The organism is Pseudomonas sp. UBA5666, from assembly GCF_002420785.1.
In the GTDB taxonomy this organism is placed as follows: Bacteria; Pseudomonadota; Gammaproteobacteria; order Pseudomonadales; family Pseudomonadaceae; genus Aquipseudomonas; species Aquipseudomonas fulva.
In genome coordinates this window covers 102,828-122,987 of sequence record NZ_DIIQ01000041.1, presented here as the reverse complement: position 1 = coordinate 122,987, position 20,160 = coordinate 102,828, and the positions used below count along the sequence as shown (strand labels likewise).

Here is a 20,160-nt window from a genome sequence, read left to right as displayed (position 1 = left end):
TCCATGAAAGCTGATCATTCTTTAAGACTACCTTTTCCATTTCGATATTTTGAAGCCAATGGATATGGCGCTGTTACCCGGGGATTGATAGGAGGCCTAGTTCGATTAGGAGTTGATGTTCGAATTCCTAATACCGATTATTCCAGGTTTGCAGCCCGCTCCGGTTTACAATTGACCGCCGAAGAATCAAGCATATGGGAAGAAATTCGCTCTAAGCCCGATGATCTGTCAATCATCACGAGCTTACAGATATCTGTGCCTCATGTATTCGAATCGGTAGGAGGAATTGAGTACCTCTACACAATGACCGAAAGAAATAACTGGGCAGATAGATACTCAAATAAGAACTGGCTCGAGAAACTTAACTCACCAAACCTCAACATAATCACACCGACCCAGTGGAACAGGTCTATTTGGATTGCAGGAGGGGTTACTAACCCTATCTATGTATCACCATGTGGCGTCGATCGTGATAAACTTTTAACACACTCCAAAACCTGTTCCTCTGAGCGGAGTGCAAAGTTCACGTTTTTATCCGTGTTTAACGGCTTAGGCAACAACTCATCGAGAGAAAACTGGAAATTGTTGCAACAAGCTTTGGAAATCGCGTTTGAGCACGATCCATCAGTTGAATGGTTAGTCAAAACCAATGAACTACCTCCGGGCTACGTGCCCTCTTCGAAAATCGCTATGCGTATAATTGCCGACCCTCAACTTTCTGAAAGTCAAATGGTTCAGCTGTATATGACCTCCCACGCCTTCTTAAAAAACTCAGTTGAGGGATGGAGTATGCCTACAATGGAGGCTATGTCGCTGAGAATTCCCGTCATCCATAGCTATAATACCGCCCCGACAGAGTATTTAACGAATGCGAATTCATTGATCTACGCACCAGACGACCTAGATACCTTAGTAGAGCATCTGAAATTCATCAGAGCAAATCAGAATTCCGCTCGCGCTGCTAAGATGGTACGTGCAGCCGAGACCACTGCTAAAGCCTATTGCTGGGAGACTGCCAGCATGAAGCTCAGAAATACACTTTTCCCAGAATAAGGACCGCTGGTGTGACTTCCATATCCGATCGAGAAGATAAAATGACTGATACTGATATGCCCGTTACTCGTAGGAAGCTGTTGGTCACTGGTGGAGCAGGCTTCATCGGTTCTGCAGTGATTCGGCATATTATCAGCAACAGTAAAGACTCAGTAGTCAATCTCGACAAGCTTACGTACGCTGGAAACCTTGAATCTTTAGAACCTGTTGCTGCGAATTCGCGATACGAGTTCGAGCATGTTGATATTTGTAATCGTGGCGAGCTAGACCGAGTATTCCGCGATCATCAACCGGATGCAGTGATGCATTTAGCCGCAGAGTCCCACGTCGACCGATCGATTACCGGACCATCAGAATTCATTCACACCAATATACTCGGCACATACAACCTATTAGAAGCTTCTCGAACATATTGGTCTGAACTAGATGGCGCAAAAAAAGCGAATTTCCGCTTCCATCATATTTCTACCGATGAAGTTTACGGAGATCTAGAAAGGCCAGAGGATCTTTTCACAGAAACGACGCCTTATCAGCCTAGCTCTCCGTATTCGGCCAGCAAAGCGAGCTCAGACCATTTGGTCCGTGCCTGGGCTCGCACATTTGGCCTTCCCACACTTGTTACTAACTGTTCTAACAATTATGGGCCTTACCATTTTCCGGAAAAACTCATTCCGTTAGTCATCCTGAACGCGCTTGAAGGCAAACCTCTGCCAATCTATGGCAAAGGCGATCAAATCCGCGACTGGTTATATGTGGAGGATCATGCTCGAGCTCTTTATAAGGTTGTCACCGAGGGTGAAGTCGGAGAGACTTATAATATCGGCGGCCACAATGAAAAACAAAACATTGAGGTAGTCCGAACTGTTTGCGCACTGCTCGATGAGTTGCGCCCAGAATCCGGGCACTGTCCTCATGCCGACCTCATCACTTATGTACACGACCGCCCGGGTCACGATCTTCGGTATGCAATTGATGCTAGTAAAATCCAACGCGAATTAGGCTGGCAGCCGCAAGAAACATTTGAGTCTGGTATTCGGAAAACAGTAATGTGGTACCTTGAAAATCCTAGTTGGGTTGAGCACGTCAAAAGCGGCAGTTACCAGCAATGGATCGAAAAAAACTACTCTGTCCGCACGAGTAAAACATGAAAATCCTATTGTTAGGAAAAAACGGTCAGGTGGGCTGGGAATTACAGAGAGCTCTTGGCATTTTGGGCGAAGTTACCGCTCTTGACCGACATTTGGCAAAAACGAATTATGGCGATCTAAAGGGCGACCTGTCTGATTTGTCAAGCTTGCGCGAGGCTATCAGAAGAGTCGCGCCACAGCTCATCGTCAACGCAGCCGCCTACACAGCCGTTGACATGGCCGAAAGTGATCGCGATCTAGCTTACACCGTCAATGCTCTTGCCAGCCAGGTCATCGCCGAAGAAGTCAAACGCATGAATGCATGGTTGGTGCATTACTCTACTGATTATGTTTTCGACGGCTCCGGCAATACCCTTTGGAAAGAAACCGATAGTGTTGCACCTGTCAATTACTATGGCGAGACTAAGCTCCAGGCCGAGCGTTTTATACGGGCGACGGGTTGCAACCATCTGATTTTCCGTACCAGTTGGGTGTATGCTGCACGTGGCAATAACTTCGCCAAAACTATGCTGCGGCTAGCTAAGGATCGCTCTACACTCCACGTCATCGCTGACCAGGTTGGTGTACCCACCGGTGCGGACCTGCTTGCCGATGTAGCAGTCGCTGCAATACAGCAAGCTTGGCGTAGACCGGAGCTGGGTGGTATCTACCACCTAGCTCCGTCCGGCGAAACCACGTGGCATGCCTACGCAAGCTTTGTTATTGAATTTGCACGGAGTCAAGGCGAGTGCTTGGCTGTCGAATGTATCAACCCGATCGCCACAACCGAGTATCCGACACCGGCACGCCGTCCGTTGAATTCACGCTTAGATACAGCCAAGATTCGCAACTCCTTCAAGCTGCATCTGCCTGATTGGCAGAGTGGTGTCGCTCGCATGCTCATGGAAGCTATTAATAAATGAACAAAACCAATCGCAAAGGGATCATTCTGGCTGGTGGTTCCGGAACGCGCCTCCACCCAGCAACGCTTTCTGTCTCCAAACAGCTACTGCCTGTTTATGATAAGCCGATGATCTACTACCCGCTGGGGACGTTATTGCTGGCCGGCATCCAAGACATACTGGTCATCTCCACTCCTCAGGACACGCCGCGCTTCGAGCAGCTCCTCGGAGATGGTAGCCAATGGGGTATCAACTTAAGCTACGCAGTGCAACCGAGCCCAGACGGTTTAGCTCAGGCATTTACCATTGGTGCCGATTTCATCGGTGATAACCCCTCTGCACTGGTACTTGGCGACAATATTTTTTACGGTCATGACTTCCAGTCGCTGCTACTCAACGCAAACACTCGCGATGCTGGCGCATCCGTCTTCGCCTATCATGTGCACGATCCTGAGCGTTACGGTGTAGCCGAATTTGATGATACCGGTCGCGTGCTCTCATTAGAGGAAAAGCCGTCCGCACCGAAGTCCAGCTATGCAGTAACTGGCCTCTATTTCTACGACAATCAGGTAGTGGACTTGGCGCGCAACCTGAAGCCTTCACCCCGAGGCGAGCTTGAAATCACCGACCTCAACAACCTTTACCTCCAGCAAGAACAGCTGCATGTAGAGATCATGGGCCGCGGCTATGCATGGCTGGACACCGGCACGCATGACAGCTTGCTTGATGCCAGCCAGTACATCGCGACCATGGAACGCCGTCAGGGTCTCAAGGTTGCTTGCCCAGAAGAGATCTGCTTCCGCGCTGGCTGGATCAACGCCGAGCAACTCGAGCGCCTGGCTCAGCCGTTGCTAAAAAACGGTTACGGCCAATACTTGCGCAACCTGCTTAACGAAAAGGTGTTCTGATGCACGCTACATCCTTGGCAATTCCGGAAGTCTTCCTGTTTACCCCGAAGGTGTTCGGCGACGAGCGTGGCTTCTTCTATGAGAGCTTCAACGCTAACGTCTTCAAGGAAGTCACCGGACTACAGCCTGACTTCGTCCAAGATAACCACTCGAAATCGGTCAAGGGGGTGCTTCGGGGTTTGCACTACCAGCTTGCGCCTCACGCTCAAGGCAAGCTTGTTCGCGTGGTCCAAGGCGAAGTCTTTGACCTAGCCGTTGATATCCGTCGCTCCTCCCCCACTTTCGGCAAATGGGTCGGTGCGGTGCTTTCTGCGGAAAACAAGAATCAGCTGTGGGTCCCGCCAGGGTTCGCGCACGGTTTTGTCACCCTGAGTGAAACCGCTGAATTCTTGTACAAGACCACCGATTTCTACTCGCCTGCCAGTGAGCGGTGCATCGCGTGGGATGACCCGGAAATCGCTATCGAGTGGCCGATTGATTTCAGCCCGAGCTTGTCTGGCAAGGATCAACTCGGCGTGGCGTTGGCTAACGCTGAAGTGTTCGAGTAATCCTGCAACGGGGCCAAGCCGCGTAAGGCTTGGCCTTGTCAGCACCTGCAGCCTAAGCAGTTCTGATTGCCCGGCACCTGGGCTAGCCATAATAAGAAACGCTTGCGAGCGCTTTACCCGCTTCGACGATTAGAGCGGTGCCGCTTTTCCCGGTAAACGACTGAGTCTGGTGTTGAGCACGCAGGCCTAGTCTTCAAAAAGTAAAAAGATCAGAATCTACCCCTTCCTTGTAGTCCATTTCCCAAAGATACTCTTCCTCCCTATTTTCCGTTGCGGCCATTCTGGAAGCGACCTAGTCTCGCCCTGTCGTTGGCTATCAACGGCACGGCTTTGACAGGCCGTCACGGTACATAGAAATCAGCTCGTCCTTGATGGCGGCTGTACGTGCGGGCACGCTTGCGTGCGCCGGAACTTGCTATGTCCGCCGGTCTGTCAACCCACGTACAGCTGCCACCCACTTGTTTGACAGCAAGAGGCGGCCGCACTGATCAAAGGACATACGCGATGCTCAAGATCGTCCCCGACCCACCGCACCACATCCACTCCCTGGAAGACACCCTGATTCAAGCCTCGGATCACGCGCTATGCGCCGCAACCGTCGCCCATCAGGCCTTGCTGCTACAGCCCAAATCCCCGACATCGATTCTGATCATGACGTCTCTGCACGAACTCGAGGCGCTGCGGGCATTGCTGGAGTCAGCGCTTCTGCAGGTGCAAAGGCCCAGAGAACCTCGAGCAATGCATTGAAGTCAGCTGGGGCTGTGGTGGGCTGACCATTGCCAAGCAAGGTCGCCCGCATTGCAGCCCTGGCAGCAAACAGGCAGGGAGATCAATCAATGACCGCACATCACACCGGCGTTACCGCCGGCAAAACCAAGTTCTACCAAGGCAAACAGCAAACCGAGCCGCTGTTCTGCATCGAACCCGGCATACCGTGTGAGCACGCCCGTGCTCAAGCCTCTGAACTGATGGGGTACGCGCAGGAGCTGACCATCAGTGGCTTGATGGAGGAAAACCCGAAGTTGGTGTGGGCTGCATACTATCTGGGTGCGCTGGCTAAAACGCTGATGGACGATGCTGAGGCTGGCATGGGGAGCTGAGCGGCGGGTTCATGCGGCAGTAAGTTTTGGAGATTCCTAAGCCATCGAAAAGACCTGCTCACGAACCCTGACACAGGCTATAACCGCAGCACCCAATCGCGCTGTGTGGGACATCTCCGCACACAAGCTCAGTGGGTGCTGTATCCCAAGCCAGCGTATACTCCGCCCCCGGCAGGGAGGGCTCATGATCATGGTCATAGGCCCAGGTGGCAGCGTTCAGCGTTAGTACACAATTTGAAAGCGCCAGTGACCGCAATGCCGGACTCATTTTTGGCTGGATCAACATTTACCTTCCTTACCTCCTTTATCAAGCAGCACACATGACTCTTCCTAACCCCAGTAATCGGCTCTATACGTTGGATGTGCTGCGTGGCGTTGCTGCCCTGTGTGTCGTGTTCTGGCATTGGCAGCACTTCTTCTATGTGGGTAGCGCAGCCCATGACTTCGACCCGGCACAGCAACCGTTCTTCAGCACGTTTGAACTGCTGTATCGGCATGGCAACTTGGCTGTGCAGCTGTTCTTCACATTATCGGGGTTCGTTTTCTACTGGTTGTTCGCAAACGGCATCAGCTGTCGCTCGTTGACGGTGTCACGTTTTGCCCAGGACAGGTTTAGCAGGCTCTACCCTTTGCACATCGTCACGTTCATGGCTGTCGTGGCCCTGCAATGGGCCTATCTCAGCAGCCACGGCACCTATTTCGTCTATCCGTTCAATGACGTCTATCACGCGGTGCTGAATATTTTGATGGTGCCGGCCTGGGGCTTGGAAAAGGGTTGGTCCTTCAACGCGCCTGTGTGGTCGGTGTCGGTGGAAGTGTTGCTCTACGCGATCTTCTTCATCATCTGCCTGACCAAGCGCTGGAAATGGCCATTGACCCTGGCGGCCATCGCGATTGGCAGCTTCCTTTATCCAGACATCTACAAACTGGGTAGTGGTCTGGTGTGCTTTTTCGTCGGTGGCATGACCTATGGCGTGCTGACGTGGGTGCGCCGGTATCTGGGCGATGGGGGTGCGCTGCTCATCACAGGCCCACTGTGTCTGGTGGCCTGGATCTGGCTTTTGAAAACACCTGCCGGGCTGAACAACCCGTTGCTGCTTTACGTGTGCTACCCATTACTTATTGCCGCACTGGCGGCCGCGGGCTCGCGCTGGCCCGGTCTGGCGCGGCGCTGGGCGTGGCTGGGCGACATTAGTTACTCGTCCTACCTCACTCATTTCCCATTGCAGATCATATTCGCCATGGCCTTCGACGCATTGGCGCTTTCACGAGCAGTGTTCTATCAAGGGTGGGTGATGGTGCTGTTCTTTGCTGTACTCATACCCCTGAGCCTTGCCACCCATCGGTACTTGGAGCGCCCCGCCCAAGCTTGGCTGCGACAGCGAGAGCGGCAGGTTTCTGCATTAACACCTAACTAACCCAACCGGTCCCCTTCTGGAGCAGATCAGCGTTTCATCGCACCGTTCGATTCGCCTGCACCACGCTTAACTGCCGGTTTTGTATTTTTCCGAGGGAGTGGGTACCGCCGCAGCCGGCCTATTGATCGGAATTTACGCCTTTCCTGTAGCCCATTTCCCAAACACAATCCCATCGCCTTTTTTCGATTGCCGTTGTTCAGGCGCAGCCCTAGTCTCACCCCGTCGTTGCTCATCAACGACCGGCTTTGGCAGGCTGTTCGACAAAAAGGTAGTGTCACCCTTATGGTGGCTGTGCGTGGGGCACGTTCGCGTGCGCCGGGTAAGTTCCTCTGTCGACCGGTCTGTCAACCCACGTACAGCTGCCACCCATTTGTTTGACAGCACTAGGTGTCGGCCTCGTCGAAGCTGACCATCAGCGGCTTGATGGACGAAAACCCGAAATTGGTATGGGCCGCGTACTACCTGGGTGCACTGGCCAAGACGTTGATGGACGATGCTGACGCTGGCATGGCGAACTGAGCGGCGGGTTGTTGATTCGGCAAGGTGCTCACTGCCCTGCCCTGACGGTACCTATCGATTCAGGCGCATAGGTACCGTCACAGCACTGCTATTTGTCTTCCCGAATCACAATCTGCCGAAGCCCAATCCCCAACATGCGCTTGTCGCCACTGATACCCAGCTGCTCGGGCGAAGTGGCCTGGGGTACCTTGATGGTCAGCTTGCTGACTTCGTCGGGGTTGTCGATCTTCAAGCTATACGGTTCCACTTCACCGCTCAGCTTCAGCGGATAGCGGCGATCATCTACCTTCACTTCAAAGGTGCGGCCCTGGTTGGGGCCAAACGCCTTGGCGTTGATTTCCAGCGTGAAGGTTTTGGGCAGCGGCCGTGAGAACTGCAACGTCACGGTGTCACCTTCGGACCAGGCGCCCCAGCTTTCGGCATGGGACAGGCCGCGCAACGTGTCTACCGACTCGGTGTGGATGTTTGAGCGGAAATCGAGCAGCAGCGGGTTGTCCTTGGGCAGCTTTCTGGCCAACGAGAAGCCATTGAGCTTGAGGACCTTGAAGTCGCCTTTGGCAAACTCGACATCCCCTACTACCAGGATCCATCTCTTGTCAGCCGGCGACTGGTCGGCGGTGTAGATTTCGCCTGGCTTATACGACAAGTCCGGGCCTGCGTTCAAATCTTCCACCCAGTACAGTGCCCGCAGAATCGAGGCCGGGTTATCCCCTACCACCAGCAGATGTGGACGCTCGCTGACGGGCAGGTATTGACGCGCGAACATCCCGGCCTTGTCATACACATCTGCATGCCTGCGTTCGAGCAGCGACATGCTGGCGTATACCGTACTGACCAGAATGGAAAGCGGCAGGAAGACGAATACGAACAGCTGCAAGCCCTTGCGCGGTTTTGCACACCACAGCATCAAGCTGATCAGCGAGAGCCCTGCGAGTACGAAGAAAGCCCGATTGCCAGCGGTAAAGCCGCGCAGCTCAGGGTTATCGATAAAGCTCAGGGTAAACGGGTACATGCGCGTGATGCCGGCATACACCACAGCGCCCATCACCACGATCGCCACGCCCCAGCGCACGTAACGGTGCGCCGTGAGCCTGGCCCCCGCCAGTTCGGCACCGGCGGCGATGAACAGCAACGGGAACAGGAAGTCGTAGTAGCGCATGTGCAGGCGCAACGCGGTTTCGACGGCGTTGGTGCCGGCCACGGATGCCGAGAACAACGCCACCACGGCGATCAGGTTCAGCAGCAGGAACAGGGTGAAGAAGGCAAACTTCCCGTCCTCGCCGATGGCGCGAGTTCGCACTGTGGCGATGCTGGTGGTGATGATGATCGCCAAGGCGCAGCCGAACATCACGGCATTGCCCAGCAGGTGCCCGGCCGCAATGGTCGGCGCCGCTTTAAGGATGGCCAGGTACCGGTCGAGGCTGGAGGCGCTGGACTCAAGGGTGGTGGCGTAGAAGTTGCCGAACAGCGTCAGGCCTGCCTTGCCGGCGACCAGGTAGCTGAAGCCAAATTTGGTCAGCAACATGACGCCGACGAACACAGCGGCGTTTTTTACCGCCGTCACGAACCAGCGGTCCTGGTCTTTGTAGGCAAAGTAGGCAATGCACAGGCAGAAGGCTGGGATGACGAACAGCGCATGCGGCTTGACCAGGGACGAACACCCCATCAGCACGCCGAGCAGCGCCCAGCGTTGCCAAGGCGCGTTCGAGGCCAGGGTCAGAAAGTACCAGGCGCTGATCCAGAACGTCAGGTAGAACAGCGCTTCAGGCATGAAGTACGTGGTGTAGCCGTTGATCGGCCCGAGCATGCTCAGGGCCACGATCAACACCGACACCCGCGCACTGCAATACCGGCGTGCCACCATGAAGATGAACGGCGAGGCCAGCACGAAGAACAGGGCATTGAGCAGCTTGGTACAACCCACGAACCCGTCGCCACACATCAACGTGGACTTGTAGATGCTCAGGTACAGGTAGTTGGGTATCGATGCGCTCGACAGCGGCAGCACGCGTGCCATCGAGCTGTAGGTGTATTCATCCCCGAAGACGGTTGGGTAGATACCGCTTGAACGCATCATCAGCAGCACGAAGGCCAGTGCCATGATTGCCGCGACTGCCACGGTCGCGTTCAGCTGCGACCTTTCTATCAACTTCATACTGCCCTATCCCTTCTACTGCTCTTCATTTCCACAACCTGCTGCATGTGCGCCCGATCAGGACTTAACGGCCAGTACGATGCCGAACATGATGAATGCGACGCCGATGAAGTACTGGACCTGGAACCGCTCACCCAAGATGAAGTGGCTGCCGATGGGCACCAGCACGAAGGCCAACGCCATCAGCGGGTAGGCTTTGCCCAGTTCGATCTTTTGCAGCACCCACACCCAGGCGATGGTGGTCACACCGTACAGTGCGAACGCAGAGCCCAGAATCATCAAGGTCTTGAGGTCGAAGATGGTGCCGGCGCGCTGCAGCGCACTGGCGCTGAGCTTGAACATGATCTGGCCGGTCGCGATACCCACGACGCATAGAATTGCAATGGCATACATCATGGGCGCTTACCTGCCTTGAACTTGGACTTCAACCGCGATAGGTGGAACGGCCTTCTGGGGACCGAGGCGATGTCCTGCCCCAAGAACGCCAGGATCAGTTGGATACCCAGGAATATCGGCAAGGCAGACAGCATCACGGTGCCGGCAGAGTTGGCGACGCCGGTATAGATGGACGAAGCCCAGTGAGACAGGCCGAAGACCAGACCCCATATCAGCAACAGCAGGCCAGCCGGCAGTTCCAGGGACGCCAGCGACATGTCGCGCAGGTAGTAGTTGTAGAAGATCCGCTTGCCGAAGTTGCGCACGTGCTTGGCCAGAAACTCGCCCACGATCTTGGAAATCTTCAGGTTGCTGACTTCATCGCCGTACTTGGCGTCCATGGGTACATCCACCACCACCGCGCGCAGGGTATTGAGCCGGAACAGGATGTCGGTCTCGAAGAAGTAGCGACGGCTGATCTTGGCGAACGGCAGGTGGCGGGCGACGTCACGGTGGATGGCCGTGTAGCCATTGGTGGGGTCGAACAGGTCCCAGTAACCGGACGAGAACTTGGTCATGAAGGACAGGACAGCGTTGCCGAACAGGCGAATCTTGGGCATTGCCCGGATTTCTTCCAGATCGTAGAACCGGTTGCCCTTGGTGTAGTCGGCCGTGCCCTCAAGAATGGGCGTGACGAAGTTCATCAGCAGGCCTGGGTCCATCTGGCCATCCCCGTCGATCTTGACGATGATGTCCATGCCGTCCTGGATAGCCGCCTGGTAGCCGGTCATGACCGCACCGCCCACGCCCTGGTTTTCCGGGTTGCGCAGCACCACTACACGCGGGTCGGTGGCGTGTTCCTCGACATAACGGCCGGAGCCTTCCGGGCAGCAATCATCGACTACGTAGATGCGCTCGACTTCCGGGCCAATATCGGCAATGACGCCCAGGATGTGCGCGGTCACTTTGTAGGAAGGGATCACGACCGCAATGCTGGTCGCGCGATCTTCGCAAGGTTGTACGCTGCCAGGCGAAAGGTGTTCTTGCTGGCCAATTGTCATAGTTTGAGTCCTGTTACGTATTCCAAAAAATAGTCATTGCGGTGGGCGTGGCGGCAGGGTGGCGTTTTCATGACTTGGCCGGGGCGAATGCCCAGAGCTTCATCACCATGAAGTTGAGCACTGGCACGATGAAGACCACCATCACCAGGCCCACGCCATAGTGCCAACCCATGTATTCGACCCACGAGGTGATGAGCAGCGTCAGGCCCAGCGACACCAGTGAGACCAGCAAGAAGCGCCGGTATCCCAGCCAACTCATCGGCACACGGAAGGTGAACCGGCTGTTGATGCAGTAGGACATCAGGTTGGCCACGATGAATGCACACGCGTTGGCCACGGCTGCCGGCGGCGCCAGGGTTTCCATCAGCAAAATCACCACGCCGGCATGCACCGCCGTGTTGGCCACGCCGACCAAGGCAAAACGCAGGAACTGGTAGTACTTGCCCGGAATGATCATCGGTCGGTCTTGACCACTTCGCGCACGATGTACACGGGCCGGCGCTTGGATTCCACGAAGATCCGCCCGACATACTCCCCAAGCACCCCTATGCCGATCAGTTGCACGCCGCTGGCGAACAGGATGGTGATCATCAACGAGGCATAGCCGGGCGTATCGGCGCCAAAGCACAGGGTCTTGATCAGCAGGTAAACCGCATACACAAAGGCCATGGCCGATACCGCACAGCCCAGGTAAGTCCATATGCGCAAGGGGGCCGAGCTGTAGCTGGTGATGCCTTCGATGGCAAAATTCCAGAGTTTCCAGGTGTTGAAGCTGGTCTTGCCGGTGCTGCGTGGCGCCACTTGGTATTCGATGGTGGCGGTGCGAAAGCCTACCCAGGCAAACAGCCCCTTCATGAAGCGGCGGTTTTCAGGAAGCCTTTTTAGCGCCTCGACGACCTTGCGGTCCATCAAGCGAAAATCGCCCACGTCCGCGGGTATGTGGATGTCCGAGATGGAGTTGTGCAGTTTGTAGAACCCGTTGGCGGTGAACTTCTGCACCGCGTGGTCGGTGCGCCGATCCACGCGCTTGGCCAGCACCACTTCGGCGCCCTCCTCCCATTTGGCAACGAGTTCCAGCACCACTTCGGGAGGATGCTGAAGGTCGGAGTCGATGGGCACGACTGCATCGCCGGTCGCAAAGTCCAGGCCAGCTGAAAGCGCGGCTTCTTTCCCAAAGTTTCGTGACAGGTCAACGACCGTTACGTATGGGTAAGCCGCCTGGGCCTTGAGCAGTTCTTCGTAGGTCTGGTCCCTGCTGCCGTCATTGATCGCGATGACCTCGAAGTCGTAGCGATCGGCCAACGCCTTTGACAGGGCGTCCACACGCTCGAAGAACGCGCAAACACCGCGCTCTTCGTTGTAGAACGGTGAGATCAGCGACAACAAGCGCCTGGGCTGGCTCATCAGTGGCGCTCCTTGTCCACGTCAAACTTGCACACATGGGCGTAATCGAGTTCGGTGCACTGGGGCTGATGGTCGGCTGGGAACAGCGCCAGCGCCTGGCCCACTTCAGGGAAATCGCCCTTGACGAATACATACAGGGAGTGGCGCGCATCGGAGCCTGCAATTTCGGCCTGGGTGCTTTCCACTGCACAGTTGGAGTTGGCGCGTGCCACGTAGCCGGTGTTGATCTTGAGCCCGTGCTCGACGGCATACCGCATGGTCGGCATCAGCGTACTGAGGATCATGTCCGAGCGCCCGCAGCGGAACTTGGGGAAGAAATACAGATACTGAATGCCATCGGCTATCTGGGCGTCCCACGCAGCCTGGGTCAGGATTGGTGTTGCCGGGCGCTTGGCGCCATCGATCAAGCGGTGGCGCTGGATGGACATGTCCGCCACCTGCACCACGATCAACACCAACATCGCCAGCGCGAAAACGCGTTTGGGCAGCCTGCGGTACAGCAGTACGATGGCCGCGATGGTCAGCGCATACCCTACAGGCCAGAAGAACCGGCCAGAGGCCCGGAACTGCGTAGTGATGGCCTCCATGAACGCGGGGTAATGCAGCACCAGCACCTGGTGGGTGCCCCAGTAGATGCTGTCGGAAAGTGCATACAGGGTGAGCCCAAGCATCACCAGCACCAGCGGCCAGTTGTCCGCCGCCCACCTCACTGCCCTGCGCCCGCCCAGTACCAGGCCGGCCAGCAACCCCAGCAAGATACCTAGGCCCAGGTAATTGAAGCCTTCGTATTGCCCCGGCATTTCGGCGTTTTCGATGGGGAAGAACGTACCCCCTGAAAACGGTGCCAGCAGGTTCATGGAAAACGTGCCGAAACCGGTTTCCTTGGCCACGTTCGTGGAGTCCATGGGGAACACGGTCACCCACAAGCTTGCGACGATGATCAGGAACGGCAACAACGCCCGAGGCACGTCCACCCAGCGGTAGTGCCGTGGCTTGGCCAGCCAGTTGGCGACATAAATGGCGCTCGCCATCACGCACAGGTAAATGTTGATGTAGAAGCCGGCCACCAACAATGCTGTCCAGCCTGCCACGGGCACCTGCCCCAGGCGCTGCCCACGCAAGTAGAGCGCGATGGCTGCCAGCAGGATCCAGTGCGTCATCAGCGAGATATGGGTCACACGCGCTGTAAAGGCCGGGAAGATCAGCAGGCACACCACCAGCGCCACCAGTGCCAGCCAGGACTTGACCTCAAGCTCGCGCAGTATCCACCAGCCACACACGGCCTGGCCCAGGAATGCTAGGCCCACCCACACGCCGTAGGGGTTGAACGGTGCGTATGACGCGGGCACCACCAGTTTCAGGATAAGCGCATACAGCGGAATGGTGTCCATGAACGTCGCGCGCGTGCCCTGCGGGTAATTGATGCTGTCGAATGCCAGCAGCGGATACCCGAAAGGCGCACTGAAGAACGCGTGGAAGCCAGAGATGTATTGCGTAACGTCGTCGACTTCCGACTGCCAGTACGACGATGTACCGGCGATGAACCCCGAAGGAAAATGATGCCACACGAACCAGACGGCGATAGCCAACGCTAACGCCAGGCCCGTCCTCCCCGTGGAACCCAACCTTGAACTCATTGCAAACGCCCCAGTGTGTGTTTTATAGGCGCGTTAGAACGCGCACTTATCGATTGCAGCCACCAGCTGTTGTGCGCTGGCTTTCCATGTCAACCATGGCATTTCGGTGGATTGAGGGTGTTCGCCCTTTTCGAACAACCCCAGCCATTGCTTGATCTTCTCGGCAATTTCTTCTGTGTGCGTGCCTTCGAAGTACCAGGCGTGATCACCGGCCACTTCCCTGAATACCGCAAGGTCGCGGGCGATGATTGGCAGTTTGTGCTGCGCGGCCTCGATCAGCGGCAAGCCGAAGCCTTCACCGTAGGAGCCGGCCACCAGGCAGTCGGACTCCTGGTACAGGTGCTCCAGGTATTCGTCGCTGGCACCGGAGAGCCACAACAGCCGCTTGCCGCGCTCGGCGTGGTTCTCGAGCTTGCGCGCCAGTTCATCGACCAGCCAGCCATGCTTGCCCACGATCACGAGATTGGCTTGTACCCCATCGGCCCATAGCTGTTCAAACGCCTCTAGCGTTTGTGCATGCCCTTTACGGGGTTCCAGCGTACCTACCATCAGGAAGGTAGGGTTGTCTTCCAGCGCTTCCAGGCGCATGGCCGGGTCTTCCGGGAAGCCCAGCGATGGCACGGACTGGTCAAGGTCGGCGCCCAGGTGGAAGGCGCCAATGTGGAACGGGCGCTTGCGTGCAGGCATGTGCTCCAGGTACCAGTCATTGAGCTCATCAGCCACGGCTTGGGAAATGCAGATGGCGCCGTCGTATTCAGCCACCGTCCGTATCCATTTCGCATAGTGTTCGTGCAGGCTTTCGACGAAACAGTGCGGCAGTTGCAGAATCAGCAAGTCGTAGACCACGAACAGGATGCTGACGCCGTGGTCACGCATGGCGTTGAAGTAGGCCTTCTTGTGCGGCAGCACATCCATCAACAGGTCCAGGCCCAGGTACACGTCGCCAGCACGGTAGCTGATGACTTCGTCCTGCAAGGCTTCGTTCGGCTCCTGGCCCAGGAACTTGGCGGTGAACGCCGACGCTTCACGGTAGTACGGCTCTGCAGGCGTGGTGTACACCGGTACGACCTTGTAGGTCGAAGGCGGATTGACCAGCCATTCCAGCAGAATGCTGCGCACCACGCGCTGGATGCCGCTCTTGCCGTCGTGCTTGCACAGCTCCGAAATGTCGACGAACAGGCTTGGTACATCCGTAGGCGGTTGCACGGAGTAATCAACGGCCTTGGCCAGGCGCTCGACGCTGACCTCACCGCTTTGCAGCGGCGCACTGGCACTGAGGGTTTTGATCAACTGCTGCAGGTGGTCACGCGGCTGCTCGATGTGCGCTTGGTCGGCCTGGCGCTGGGCCAAGGCGTGTTCGAAGGCCTCGAGGGCGGCCTGCCCTGTACGGTCCCACGAGAAATGCTCGGCGCGGTCTGCCCCGTGAACGGCCAGGGCCTTGCGGAAGGCGTCGTCCAGCAGGGCTTGCTCGAGCTTGCTGGCAATCGCCGCTGGATCGTGTGGGTCGAAGGTTGCCTCATCCCAGCCAATGACCTCCGGTACGCTTGAGGCGTTGGCACCGATCACGGGCGCGCCACATTTCATGGCCTCCAGCGGCGGCAGCCCGAAGCCTTCGTGCCAGGACGGGAATACGTAGAGCTCGCAGATGCTGTACAGGCTGCGCAGCTCGGCATCGCTGACGAAACCGGTGAATGCCAGGTCGTCCGGGGCCAGCCCCTGGTCACGGGCATGCTGACGGTACAGGTCCACGTGGTATTGCGGCATCTTGCCGGCGAATACCAGTTGGGTCTCACCCAGCTTGGGTTTGACGGCTGCGAAGGCCTCGATCAGGCGAGGCAGGTTCTTGCGCTCGTCGGCGCCACCGGTGTACAGCACGAACGGTTCGCGCAGGCCGAATTTCTCAAGCAGCGCCAGACGCTCTTCGTGGGCGAGCGTGACCGGGTAGAACACGTCATCGGCAGCGGTGGATACGTTGACGACTTTCGCCTCATCCAGCGGCAGCAGGGAGAGTGCTTCCTGACGCGCGAAGTCCGAGATCGACAGCAGCAGATCGTACTGCTGGAGTGCGCCGACCTTGGCCAGGTAGTGGCTTTTGTAGGCCGGGTTGCCGTCGAGATACTGCTTGGGGCTTACCAGCGGGATCAGGTCATAGAGCGTGGCGCTGACCAGCGCATCATGGTGAAGCGTGGCACTGCCGATCACCGCGTCATCGATGTAGCCTTCCACCGAGCTGGTCACGTGGATCACGTCCGGCTCGAGCGCGTCGATGCAGGCTTGGCGCATGTGTTCGGCCGTCTGGCGACGCGCCAGGTTGTTCGGGTGGCTGTCGGCGACGGGGCCTTCGGCGTACCACACGCGAATATGGCTCTGCGGCAACAAACCGATGAACGCGGTGCGGATGGGCTCGATGCTCTCGTGCAGCATGCCGTTGAGCACAAGATAGACTTCGTGTTCGCCGCGGTTGCGCACGATGCTCTGGGCAAACGCCATGCTGTACCGACCAATCCCTCTGAAACGGCTTTCGGTCTGCGCGCCCTGCATGTCAATTACGATACGCATTACTTCTGGCCCTTCGTCACGGCAGCACGGAGCGCGCTTTCGATCTGGCGCCCCCGTGGGGTCAATGGAGCATGGTCGATCAAACCGTGCTGTGGGTCGTTGGCCTCTACAGGCACTGCAGGCGCTGGCACCTTCAACAGGTCACGCAACACGCCAGTAAGCCAGGGGCTGCGTTGAACCAGGGCCCTGACCTTGCGCTCGACGGCAGGGCGACGCGCCAGCCACAGCCGTGCGTGGGGCGCGACGCGGCGCAGGGTGTGCTTGGCGGTTGTTGCGGCGCTGCGAGGGTGCTTGACCAGGTGGCCCAGCTTGCGCACGGGCGTGGTCGCGCGCCACACGGTGCTGCTCTGGAATGTGGTCAACTGCTGTTCGAGCGCGGTGGCGCGCAGGTACCAGTGGTGGGCGTTGCTCAGCGAGGTGTTCATCTCGAGTTGCAGCCGTTCGGCCTGCTCGCGTGCCTGGGCCAGTGCGTGCTGGGCATGCTCGCGCTCGTTGTCCAGTTGGGCTTGCAAGCGCTCGCGCTCTTGCGCAAACCCTGCCTCGAGCAATTGCACGCGCTCGGCTTGTTCGGCTTTCAGGGAGCCGAGCAGGTCATGTACTTCGGTTGCCATCTGATTCTCTAGGGTATTCAACCGGCCCTCCAGGGCCTGGTCATAACGTGAGGCCAATTCGTCTAGCGCTACGCCATACACCTGCTCGAACGGTGCGTCGAACGCGGCCAGTATTTCGGCCGGTGCCTGCTTCTGCGCCACCACGGCGTAATCCGGGCTGGTGCCGGCCAACACGTCCATCACGCCCAGCTTGCGCTCCGGCTCGCGAAGGTCCGGCGCTTCTTGCAGGCGCAGGACCTTGGAGCGGGCAAAGCCCTTGAACTCGGTCAAGAACGACAGCAGCAGGCTGGGGATCGGGCGGTCATGGGTGGGGTCGACGAAGAAATTGTTGGTGCCGACCACCACGTTTTCAGCGTTGGGCGTTTCCAGGATCAGCAAGCCGCCGGGCTGCAGCACACGCATGGCTTCGCCAACCATTTCTTCCAGCACGGTAAAGGGAATGTGCTCGGCGATGTGAAAGCCGCTGACGGCGATCAGGCTGGCATCGGGCAACTGGCGCAGCGCGTTGAGCGCATCGTCGGTGCGCACCGGCAGGCCCAGTTCGCGGCAGGCTTCGAGCATGCCTTCGTCCAGGTCCACACCGCTGGCGTCATAGCCTTCACGAATCAGCATTTCCAGCCACTCGCCACGGCCGCAGCCTACGTCCAGCACGCCCGCCTGGGGGTACAGGTCTTTGAGCGGCGCCAGAAACGGCAGGTAGACTTCGAGGCGGCTGGCGATCAGCGCCCGGGAGCCGCGATGGCGGTCTTCGAACGCCCGGTAGAATCGACTATCCATTACTGCACTCCACGGTCGGAGGTATCCAGGCAAGGCCTACGAACGTACTTTCCGAAACGTTGACGACGTTGAACACCAAGGCCAGGTCGCGCCACTCGTAGTTGTCCACCACGTGGGCATCGGCCGCATGCAGCGCGACGGCGACAGAATAAGAACCCACGCCCAAGTTGGCGGGGAAGCGGAAACGGTACGACAGCTGCGTGCCCTGGGCGAGGTCCTTGCGGGCACACCCCAGGTGATGGGTGTTGGTGCCGTATACGTCCTGGCCCAGGCGGTCCTTGATCACATAGCCCACCACCAGTTCGGGCAACGGGGCGTTGATGGCCACGTCCACGGTCAGGCAGACGTCCTCGCCCACGGTCACGTATTCGGCGGCAGCGCCCTGGGCGTTGAGCAGCGAGACACCTGCGATGCTGGCCTTGCCACTGCCCGAGCGGGTTTGCACTGCGCCGTTCTCGAGGGTTTGCACTTCGACGGTGGCGTTTTCTTTCTGGGCGATCAGGGCGTTGTAGTAATCCATCACCTCTTCAGGTGGCCCGTCCTTGATGACCGTGCCGCCGTCCAGCAGGATCGCCCGGTTGCACAGGGCCTGAATGGCGGCGCGGTCGTGGGACACGATCAGCAGCGTGGTGCCAGCCTGCTGGAATTCCTTGATGCGGCCAAAGCTCTTGTGCTGGAAGTAGCTGTCACCCACCGACAAGGCTTCGTCGATGATCAGGATTTCGGGGCGGAATGCCGTGGCGACGGCAAAGGCCACACGCATCTGCATACCGCTGGAATAGGTGCGCACGGTCTGGTCGAAGTACTCGCCAATTTCGGCGAACGCCTCGATGTCGTCGATCACGCCGTCGATCTGGTCGGTGGTAAAGCCCATCAGGCCGGCGGCGTGGTAGGCATTCTGACGCCCGCTCAACTCGGCGTTGAAGCCCATGCCCAGCTCGAGGATGGCGGCGATGCGGCCGTTGACGCGCACGGTGCCTTCGCTGGGTTGCAGGGTGCCGGTGATCATTTTCAGCAGCGTGGACTTGCCCGCGCCGTTCTGCCCCACCAGGCCGATGGCTTCACCGGCCTCGATGTTGAAGCTGATGTGCTTGAGCACCCAATGCTCGCTGCTGGCCTTGACCGGCAAGTAGCACCAGCGCGCGATGCGCTGCCATTCGGAGCGGTAGCTGCGGTAGGCCTTGCCTACGTTGCTGACGGACAGAAGTGTCATAGCGAGTCCACCATTTCGGCAGAAGCCCTGCGGAACAGGAACAGCCCCAGTACCATCAGGCCCAGGGCAATGGCGACCGTGACGCCCAGTTCGGCGATGTTCGGCGCAAGCTTGTAGACCAGCGCGTTGTGATAGCCGGTGACGATGGCATACATCGGGTTGATGTCCAGGGTGCCCTTGAGGTAGTCGGGCACGATGTTGACCGAGTACACGATCGGCGTGAACCAGAACCATACCTGCATGATGATCGGCACCACCTGACCAATGTCACGCAAGAACACGTTCAGCACACCCAGCACCAGGCCCAGGCCGACGGCGAAGGCCACCACCACCAGGGTCAGGGGCAGCAGCCACAGCATCTGCGCGTTGGGCGCATGGCCCAGCAAGGCGAAAATGATCATGGCGGCGATGAACAGCAACAGGTTGTTGAGCAGGCACGACCCTACCACGATCACCGGCAGCGCAATGCGCGGAAAGCGCATCTTCTTCATCAGGTTGCCCTGTTCGATGAACACCGTGAGGCAGCGCCCGACGATTTCCGCGAACAGGTTCCAGGCCAGGATGCCGGCAATCAGGTACAGCGCGTAGGCGTACTTGTTGTCGATGCCGGGCAGGCGCGCGCCCAGCACGTTGGACAGGATCAACGCGTAGATGGCCACCTGGGCCAGGGGGTGGATGATCATCCACAGGCCGCCTAGCTTGCTGCGGGCAAAGCGCGAGATGAACTCGTTCTTGATGGAGGTGAGGATGAAGCCCCGGTAATCCCAGACGCCCCGAAACATGCCTAACATAG

Annotated in this window: 19 protein-coding genes; 9 read left to right on the top strand and 10 right to left on the bottom strand. The window is 57.9% G+C overall.

The window, feature by feature from the left end; genetic code table 11:
* The first annotated feature begins 3 nt into the window (after positions 1-3).
* The 9 genes from B2Y33_RS17565 to B2Y33_RS17525 all read left to right on the top strand — a co-directional run bounded on the left by B2Y33_RS17565 (position 4) and on the right by B2Y33_RS17525 (position 7,575).
* A complete protein-coding gene (locus tag B2Y33_RS17565; RefSeq protein ID WP_104925920.1) occupies positions 4-1,053 on the top strand; it encodes a glycosyltransferase in 1,050 nt (349 codons plus the stop codon).
* A 41-nt stretch (positions 1,054-1,094) separates the two neighbouring features.
* Positions 1,095-2,201 (top strand): dTDP-glucose 4,6-dehydratase, encoded by a 1,107-nt coding sequence (gene rfbB, locus B2Y33_RS17560; RefSeq protein ID WP_225806676.1) that lies wholly within the window; start codon positions 1,095-1,097, stop codon positions 2,199-2,201.
* Complete coding sequence (rfbD, locus tag B2Y33_RS17555; RefSeq protein WP_104925919.1) at positions 2,198-3,103, top strand: dTDP-4-dehydrorhamnose reductase; 906 nt, start codon at positions 2,198-2,200, stop codon at positions 3,101-3,103. Before rfbB ends, rfbD begins: the two co-directional genes overlap by 4 nt.
* On the top strand, positions 3,100-3,990 hold the full coding sequence (rfbA, locus tag B2Y33_RS17550; protein WP_104925918.1) for a glucose-1-phosphate thymidylyltransferase RfbA: 891 nt from the start codon (positions 3,100-3,102) through the stop codon (positions 3,988-3,990). Before rfbD ends, rfbA begins: the two co-directional genes overlap by 4 nt.
* A complete protein-coding gene (gene rfbC / locus B2Y33_RS17545) occupies positions 3,990-4,538 on the top strand; it encodes a dTDP-4-dehydrorhamnose 3,5-epimerase (protein WP_206405692.1) in 549 nt (182 codons plus the stop codon). Before rfbA ends, rfbC begins: the two co-directional genes overlap by 1 nt.
* 504 nt (positions 4,539-5,042) lie before the next feature.
* Positions 5,043-5,285 carry a hypothetical protein gene (locus tag B2Y33_RS17540; protein ID WP_110607172.1) on the top strand — a complete coding sequence of 81 codons (243 nt, stop codon included), beginning with the start codon at positions 5,043-5,045 and terminating at the stop codon, positions 5,283-5,285.
* An 89-nt stretch (positions 5,286-5,374) separates the two neighbouring features.
* Positions 5,375-5,638, top strand: a complete 264-nt coding sequence (locus B2Y33_RS17535; protein WP_206405693.1) for a DUF3077 domain-containing protein — start codon at positions 5,375-5,377, stop codon at positions 5,636-5,638.
* Positions 5,639-5,844: 206 nt separating this feature from the next.
* Positions 5,845-7,056, top strand: coding sequence for an acyltransferase (locus B2Y33_RS17530; RefSeq protein WP_312026695.1), 1,212 nt, complete (start codon positions 5,845-5,847; stop codon positions 7,054-7,056).
* Between the two features lie 387 nt (positions 7,057-7,443).
* A complete protein-coding gene (locus B2Y33_RS17525) occupies positions 7,444-7,575 on the top strand; it encodes a DUF3077 domain-containing protein (protein WP_308811858.1) in 132 nt (43 codons plus the stop codon).
* Positions 7,576-7,663: 88 nt separating this feature from the next.
* On the opposite strand, the gene B2Y33_RS17520 is transcribed toward B2Y33_RS17525, so the two are convergent.
* The 10 genes from B2Y33_RS17520 to B2Y33_RS17475 all read right to left on the bottom strand — a co-directional run bounded on the left by B2Y33_RS17520 (position 7,664) and on the right by B2Y33_RS17475 (position 20,158).
* Positions 7,664-9,730 (bottom strand): ArnT family glycosyltransferase, encoded by a 2,067-nt coding sequence (locus tag B2Y33_RS17520; protein WP_206405694.1) that lies wholly within the window; start codon positions 9,728-9,730, stop codon positions 7,664-7,666.
* A 57-nt stretch (positions 9,731-9,787) separates the two neighbouring features.
* Positions 9,788-10,126 (bottom strand): EamA family transporter, encoded by a 339-nt coding sequence (locus B2Y33_RS17515; protein WP_023536240.1) that lies wholly within the window; start codon positions 10,124-10,126, stop codon positions 9,788-9,790.
* Positions 10,123-11,166 (bottom strand): glycosyltransferase family 2 protein, encoded by a 1,044-nt coding sequence (locus B2Y33_RS17510; protein ID WP_080992900.1) that lies wholly within the window; start codon positions 11,164-11,166, stop codon positions 10,123-10,125. Before B2Y33_RS17510 ends, B2Y33_RS17515 begins: the two co-directional genes overlap by 4 nt.
* A 67-nt stretch (positions 11,167-11,233) precedes the next feature.
* Entirely contained in the window at positions 11,234-11,623 is a 390-nt protein-coding gene (locus B2Y33_RS17505; RefSeq protein WP_023536239.1) for a GtrA family protein, read from the bottom strand.
* A complete protein-coding gene (locus B2Y33_RS17500; protein ID WP_033736971.1) occupies positions 11,620-12,570 on the bottom strand; it encodes a glycosyltransferase family 2 protein in 951 nt (316 codons plus the stop codon). Before B2Y33_RS17500 ends, B2Y33_RS17505 begins: the two co-directional genes overlap by 4 nt.
* Positions 12,570-14,159, bottom strand: a complete 1,590-nt coding sequence (locus B2Y33_RS17495; protein ID WP_241194935.1) for a DUF6311 domain-containing protein — start codon at positions 14,157-14,159, stop codon at positions 12,570-12,572. The genes B2Y33_RS17500 and B2Y33_RS17495 overlap by 1 nt, the downstream gene beginning before the upstream one ends.
* 81 nt (positions 14,160-14,240) lie before the next feature.
* Complete coding sequence (locus tag B2Y33_RS17490; RefSeq protein WP_206405696.1) at positions 14,241-16,766, bottom strand: glycosyltransferase family 4 protein; 2,526 nt, start codon at positions 16,764-16,766, stop codon at positions 14,241-14,243.
* Positions 16,766-18,154 carry a methyltransferase domain-containing protein gene (locus B2Y33_RS17485; RefSeq protein WP_027914256.1) on the bottom strand — a complete coding sequence of 463 codons (1,389 nt, stop codon included), beginning with the start codon at positions 18,152-18,154 and terminating at the stop codon, positions 16,766-16,768. Before B2Y33_RS17485 ends, B2Y33_RS17490 begins: the two co-directional genes overlap by 1 nt.
* Positions 18,147-19,367 carry an ABC transporter ATP-binding protein gene (locus B2Y33_RS17480; RefSeq protein WP_023536279.1) on the bottom strand — a complete coding sequence of 407 codons (1,221 nt, stop codon included), beginning with the start codon at positions 19,365-19,367 and terminating at the stop codon, positions 18,147-18,149. The genes B2Y33_RS17485 and B2Y33_RS17480 overlap by 8 nt, the downstream gene beginning before the upstream one ends.
* The gene (locus B2Y33_RS17475) at positions 19,364-20,158 is read right to left on the bottom strand and encodes an ABC transporter permease (protein ID WP_027914255.1); all 795 of its coding nucleotides are present in this window, start codon (positions 20,156-20,158) and stop codon (positions 19,364-19,366) included. Before B2Y33_RS17475 ends, B2Y33_RS17480 begins: the two co-directional genes overlap by 4 nt.
* Positions 20,159-20,160 lie beyond the last annotated feature (2 nt).

Coding starts and splice junctions, on each gene's coding strand:
- B2Y33_RS17565 (WP_104925920.1), top strand. CDS start 4: ATGAAAGCTGATCATTCTTTAAGACTACCTTTTCCATTTCGATATTTT.
- rfbB (WP_225806676.1), top strand. CDS start 1,095: ATGACTGATACTGATATGCCCGTTACTCGTAGGAAGCTGTTGGTCACT.
- rfbD (WP_104925919.1), top strand. CDS start 2,198: ATGAAAATCCTATTGTTAGGAAAAAACGGTCAGGTGGGCTGGGAATTA.
- rfbA (WP_104925918.1), top strand. CDS start 3,100: ATGAACAAAACCAATCGCAAAGGGATCATTCTGGCTGGTGGTTCCGGA.
- rfbC (WP_206405692.1), top strand. CDS start 3,990: ATGCACGCTACATCCTTGGCAATTCCGGAAGTCTTCCTGTTTACCCCG.
- B2Y33_RS17540 (WP_110607172.1), top strand. CDS start 5,043: ATGCTCAAGATCGTCCCCGACCCACCGCACCACATCCACTCCCTGGAA.
- B2Y33_RS17535 (WP_206405693.1), top strand. CDS start 5,375: ATGACCGCACATCACACCGGCGTTACCGCCGGCAAAACCAAGTTCTAC.
- B2Y33_RS17520 (WP_206405694.1), bottom strand. CDS start 9,730: ATGAAGTTGATAGAAAGGTCGCAGCTGAACGCGACCGTGGCAGTCGCG.
- B2Y33_RS17515 (WP_023536240.1), bottom strand. CDS start 10,126: ATGATGTATGCCATTGCAATTCTATGCGTCGTGGGTATCGCGACCGGC.
- B2Y33_RS17510 (WP_080992900.1), bottom strand. CDS start 11,166: ATGACAATTGGCCAGCAAGAACACCTTTCGCCTGGCAGCGTACAACCT.
- B2Y33_RS17505 (WP_023536239.1), bottom strand. CDS start 11,623: ATGATCATTCCGGGCAAGTACTACCAGTTCCTGCGTTTTGCCTTGGTC.
- B2Y33_RS17500 (WP_033736971.1), bottom strand. CDS start 12,570: ATGAGCCAGCCCAGGCGCTTGTTGTCGCTGATCTCACCGTTCTACAAC.
- B2Y33_RS17490 (WP_206405696.1), bottom strand. CDS start 16,766: ATGCGTATCGTAATTGACATGCAGGGCGCGCAGACCGAAAGCCGTTTC.
- B2Y33_RS17485 (WP_027914256.1), bottom strand. CDS start 18,154: ATGGATAGTCGATTCTACCGGGCGTTCGAAGACCGCCATCGCGGCTCC.
- B2Y33_RS17480 (WP_023536279.1), bottom strand. CDS start 19,367: ATGACACTTCTGTCCGTCAGCAACGTAGGCAAGGCCTACCGCAGCTAC.
- B2Y33_RS17475 (WP_027914255.1), bottom strand. CDS start 20,158: ATGTTAGGCATGTTTCGGGGCGTCTGGGATTACCGGGGCTTCATCCTC.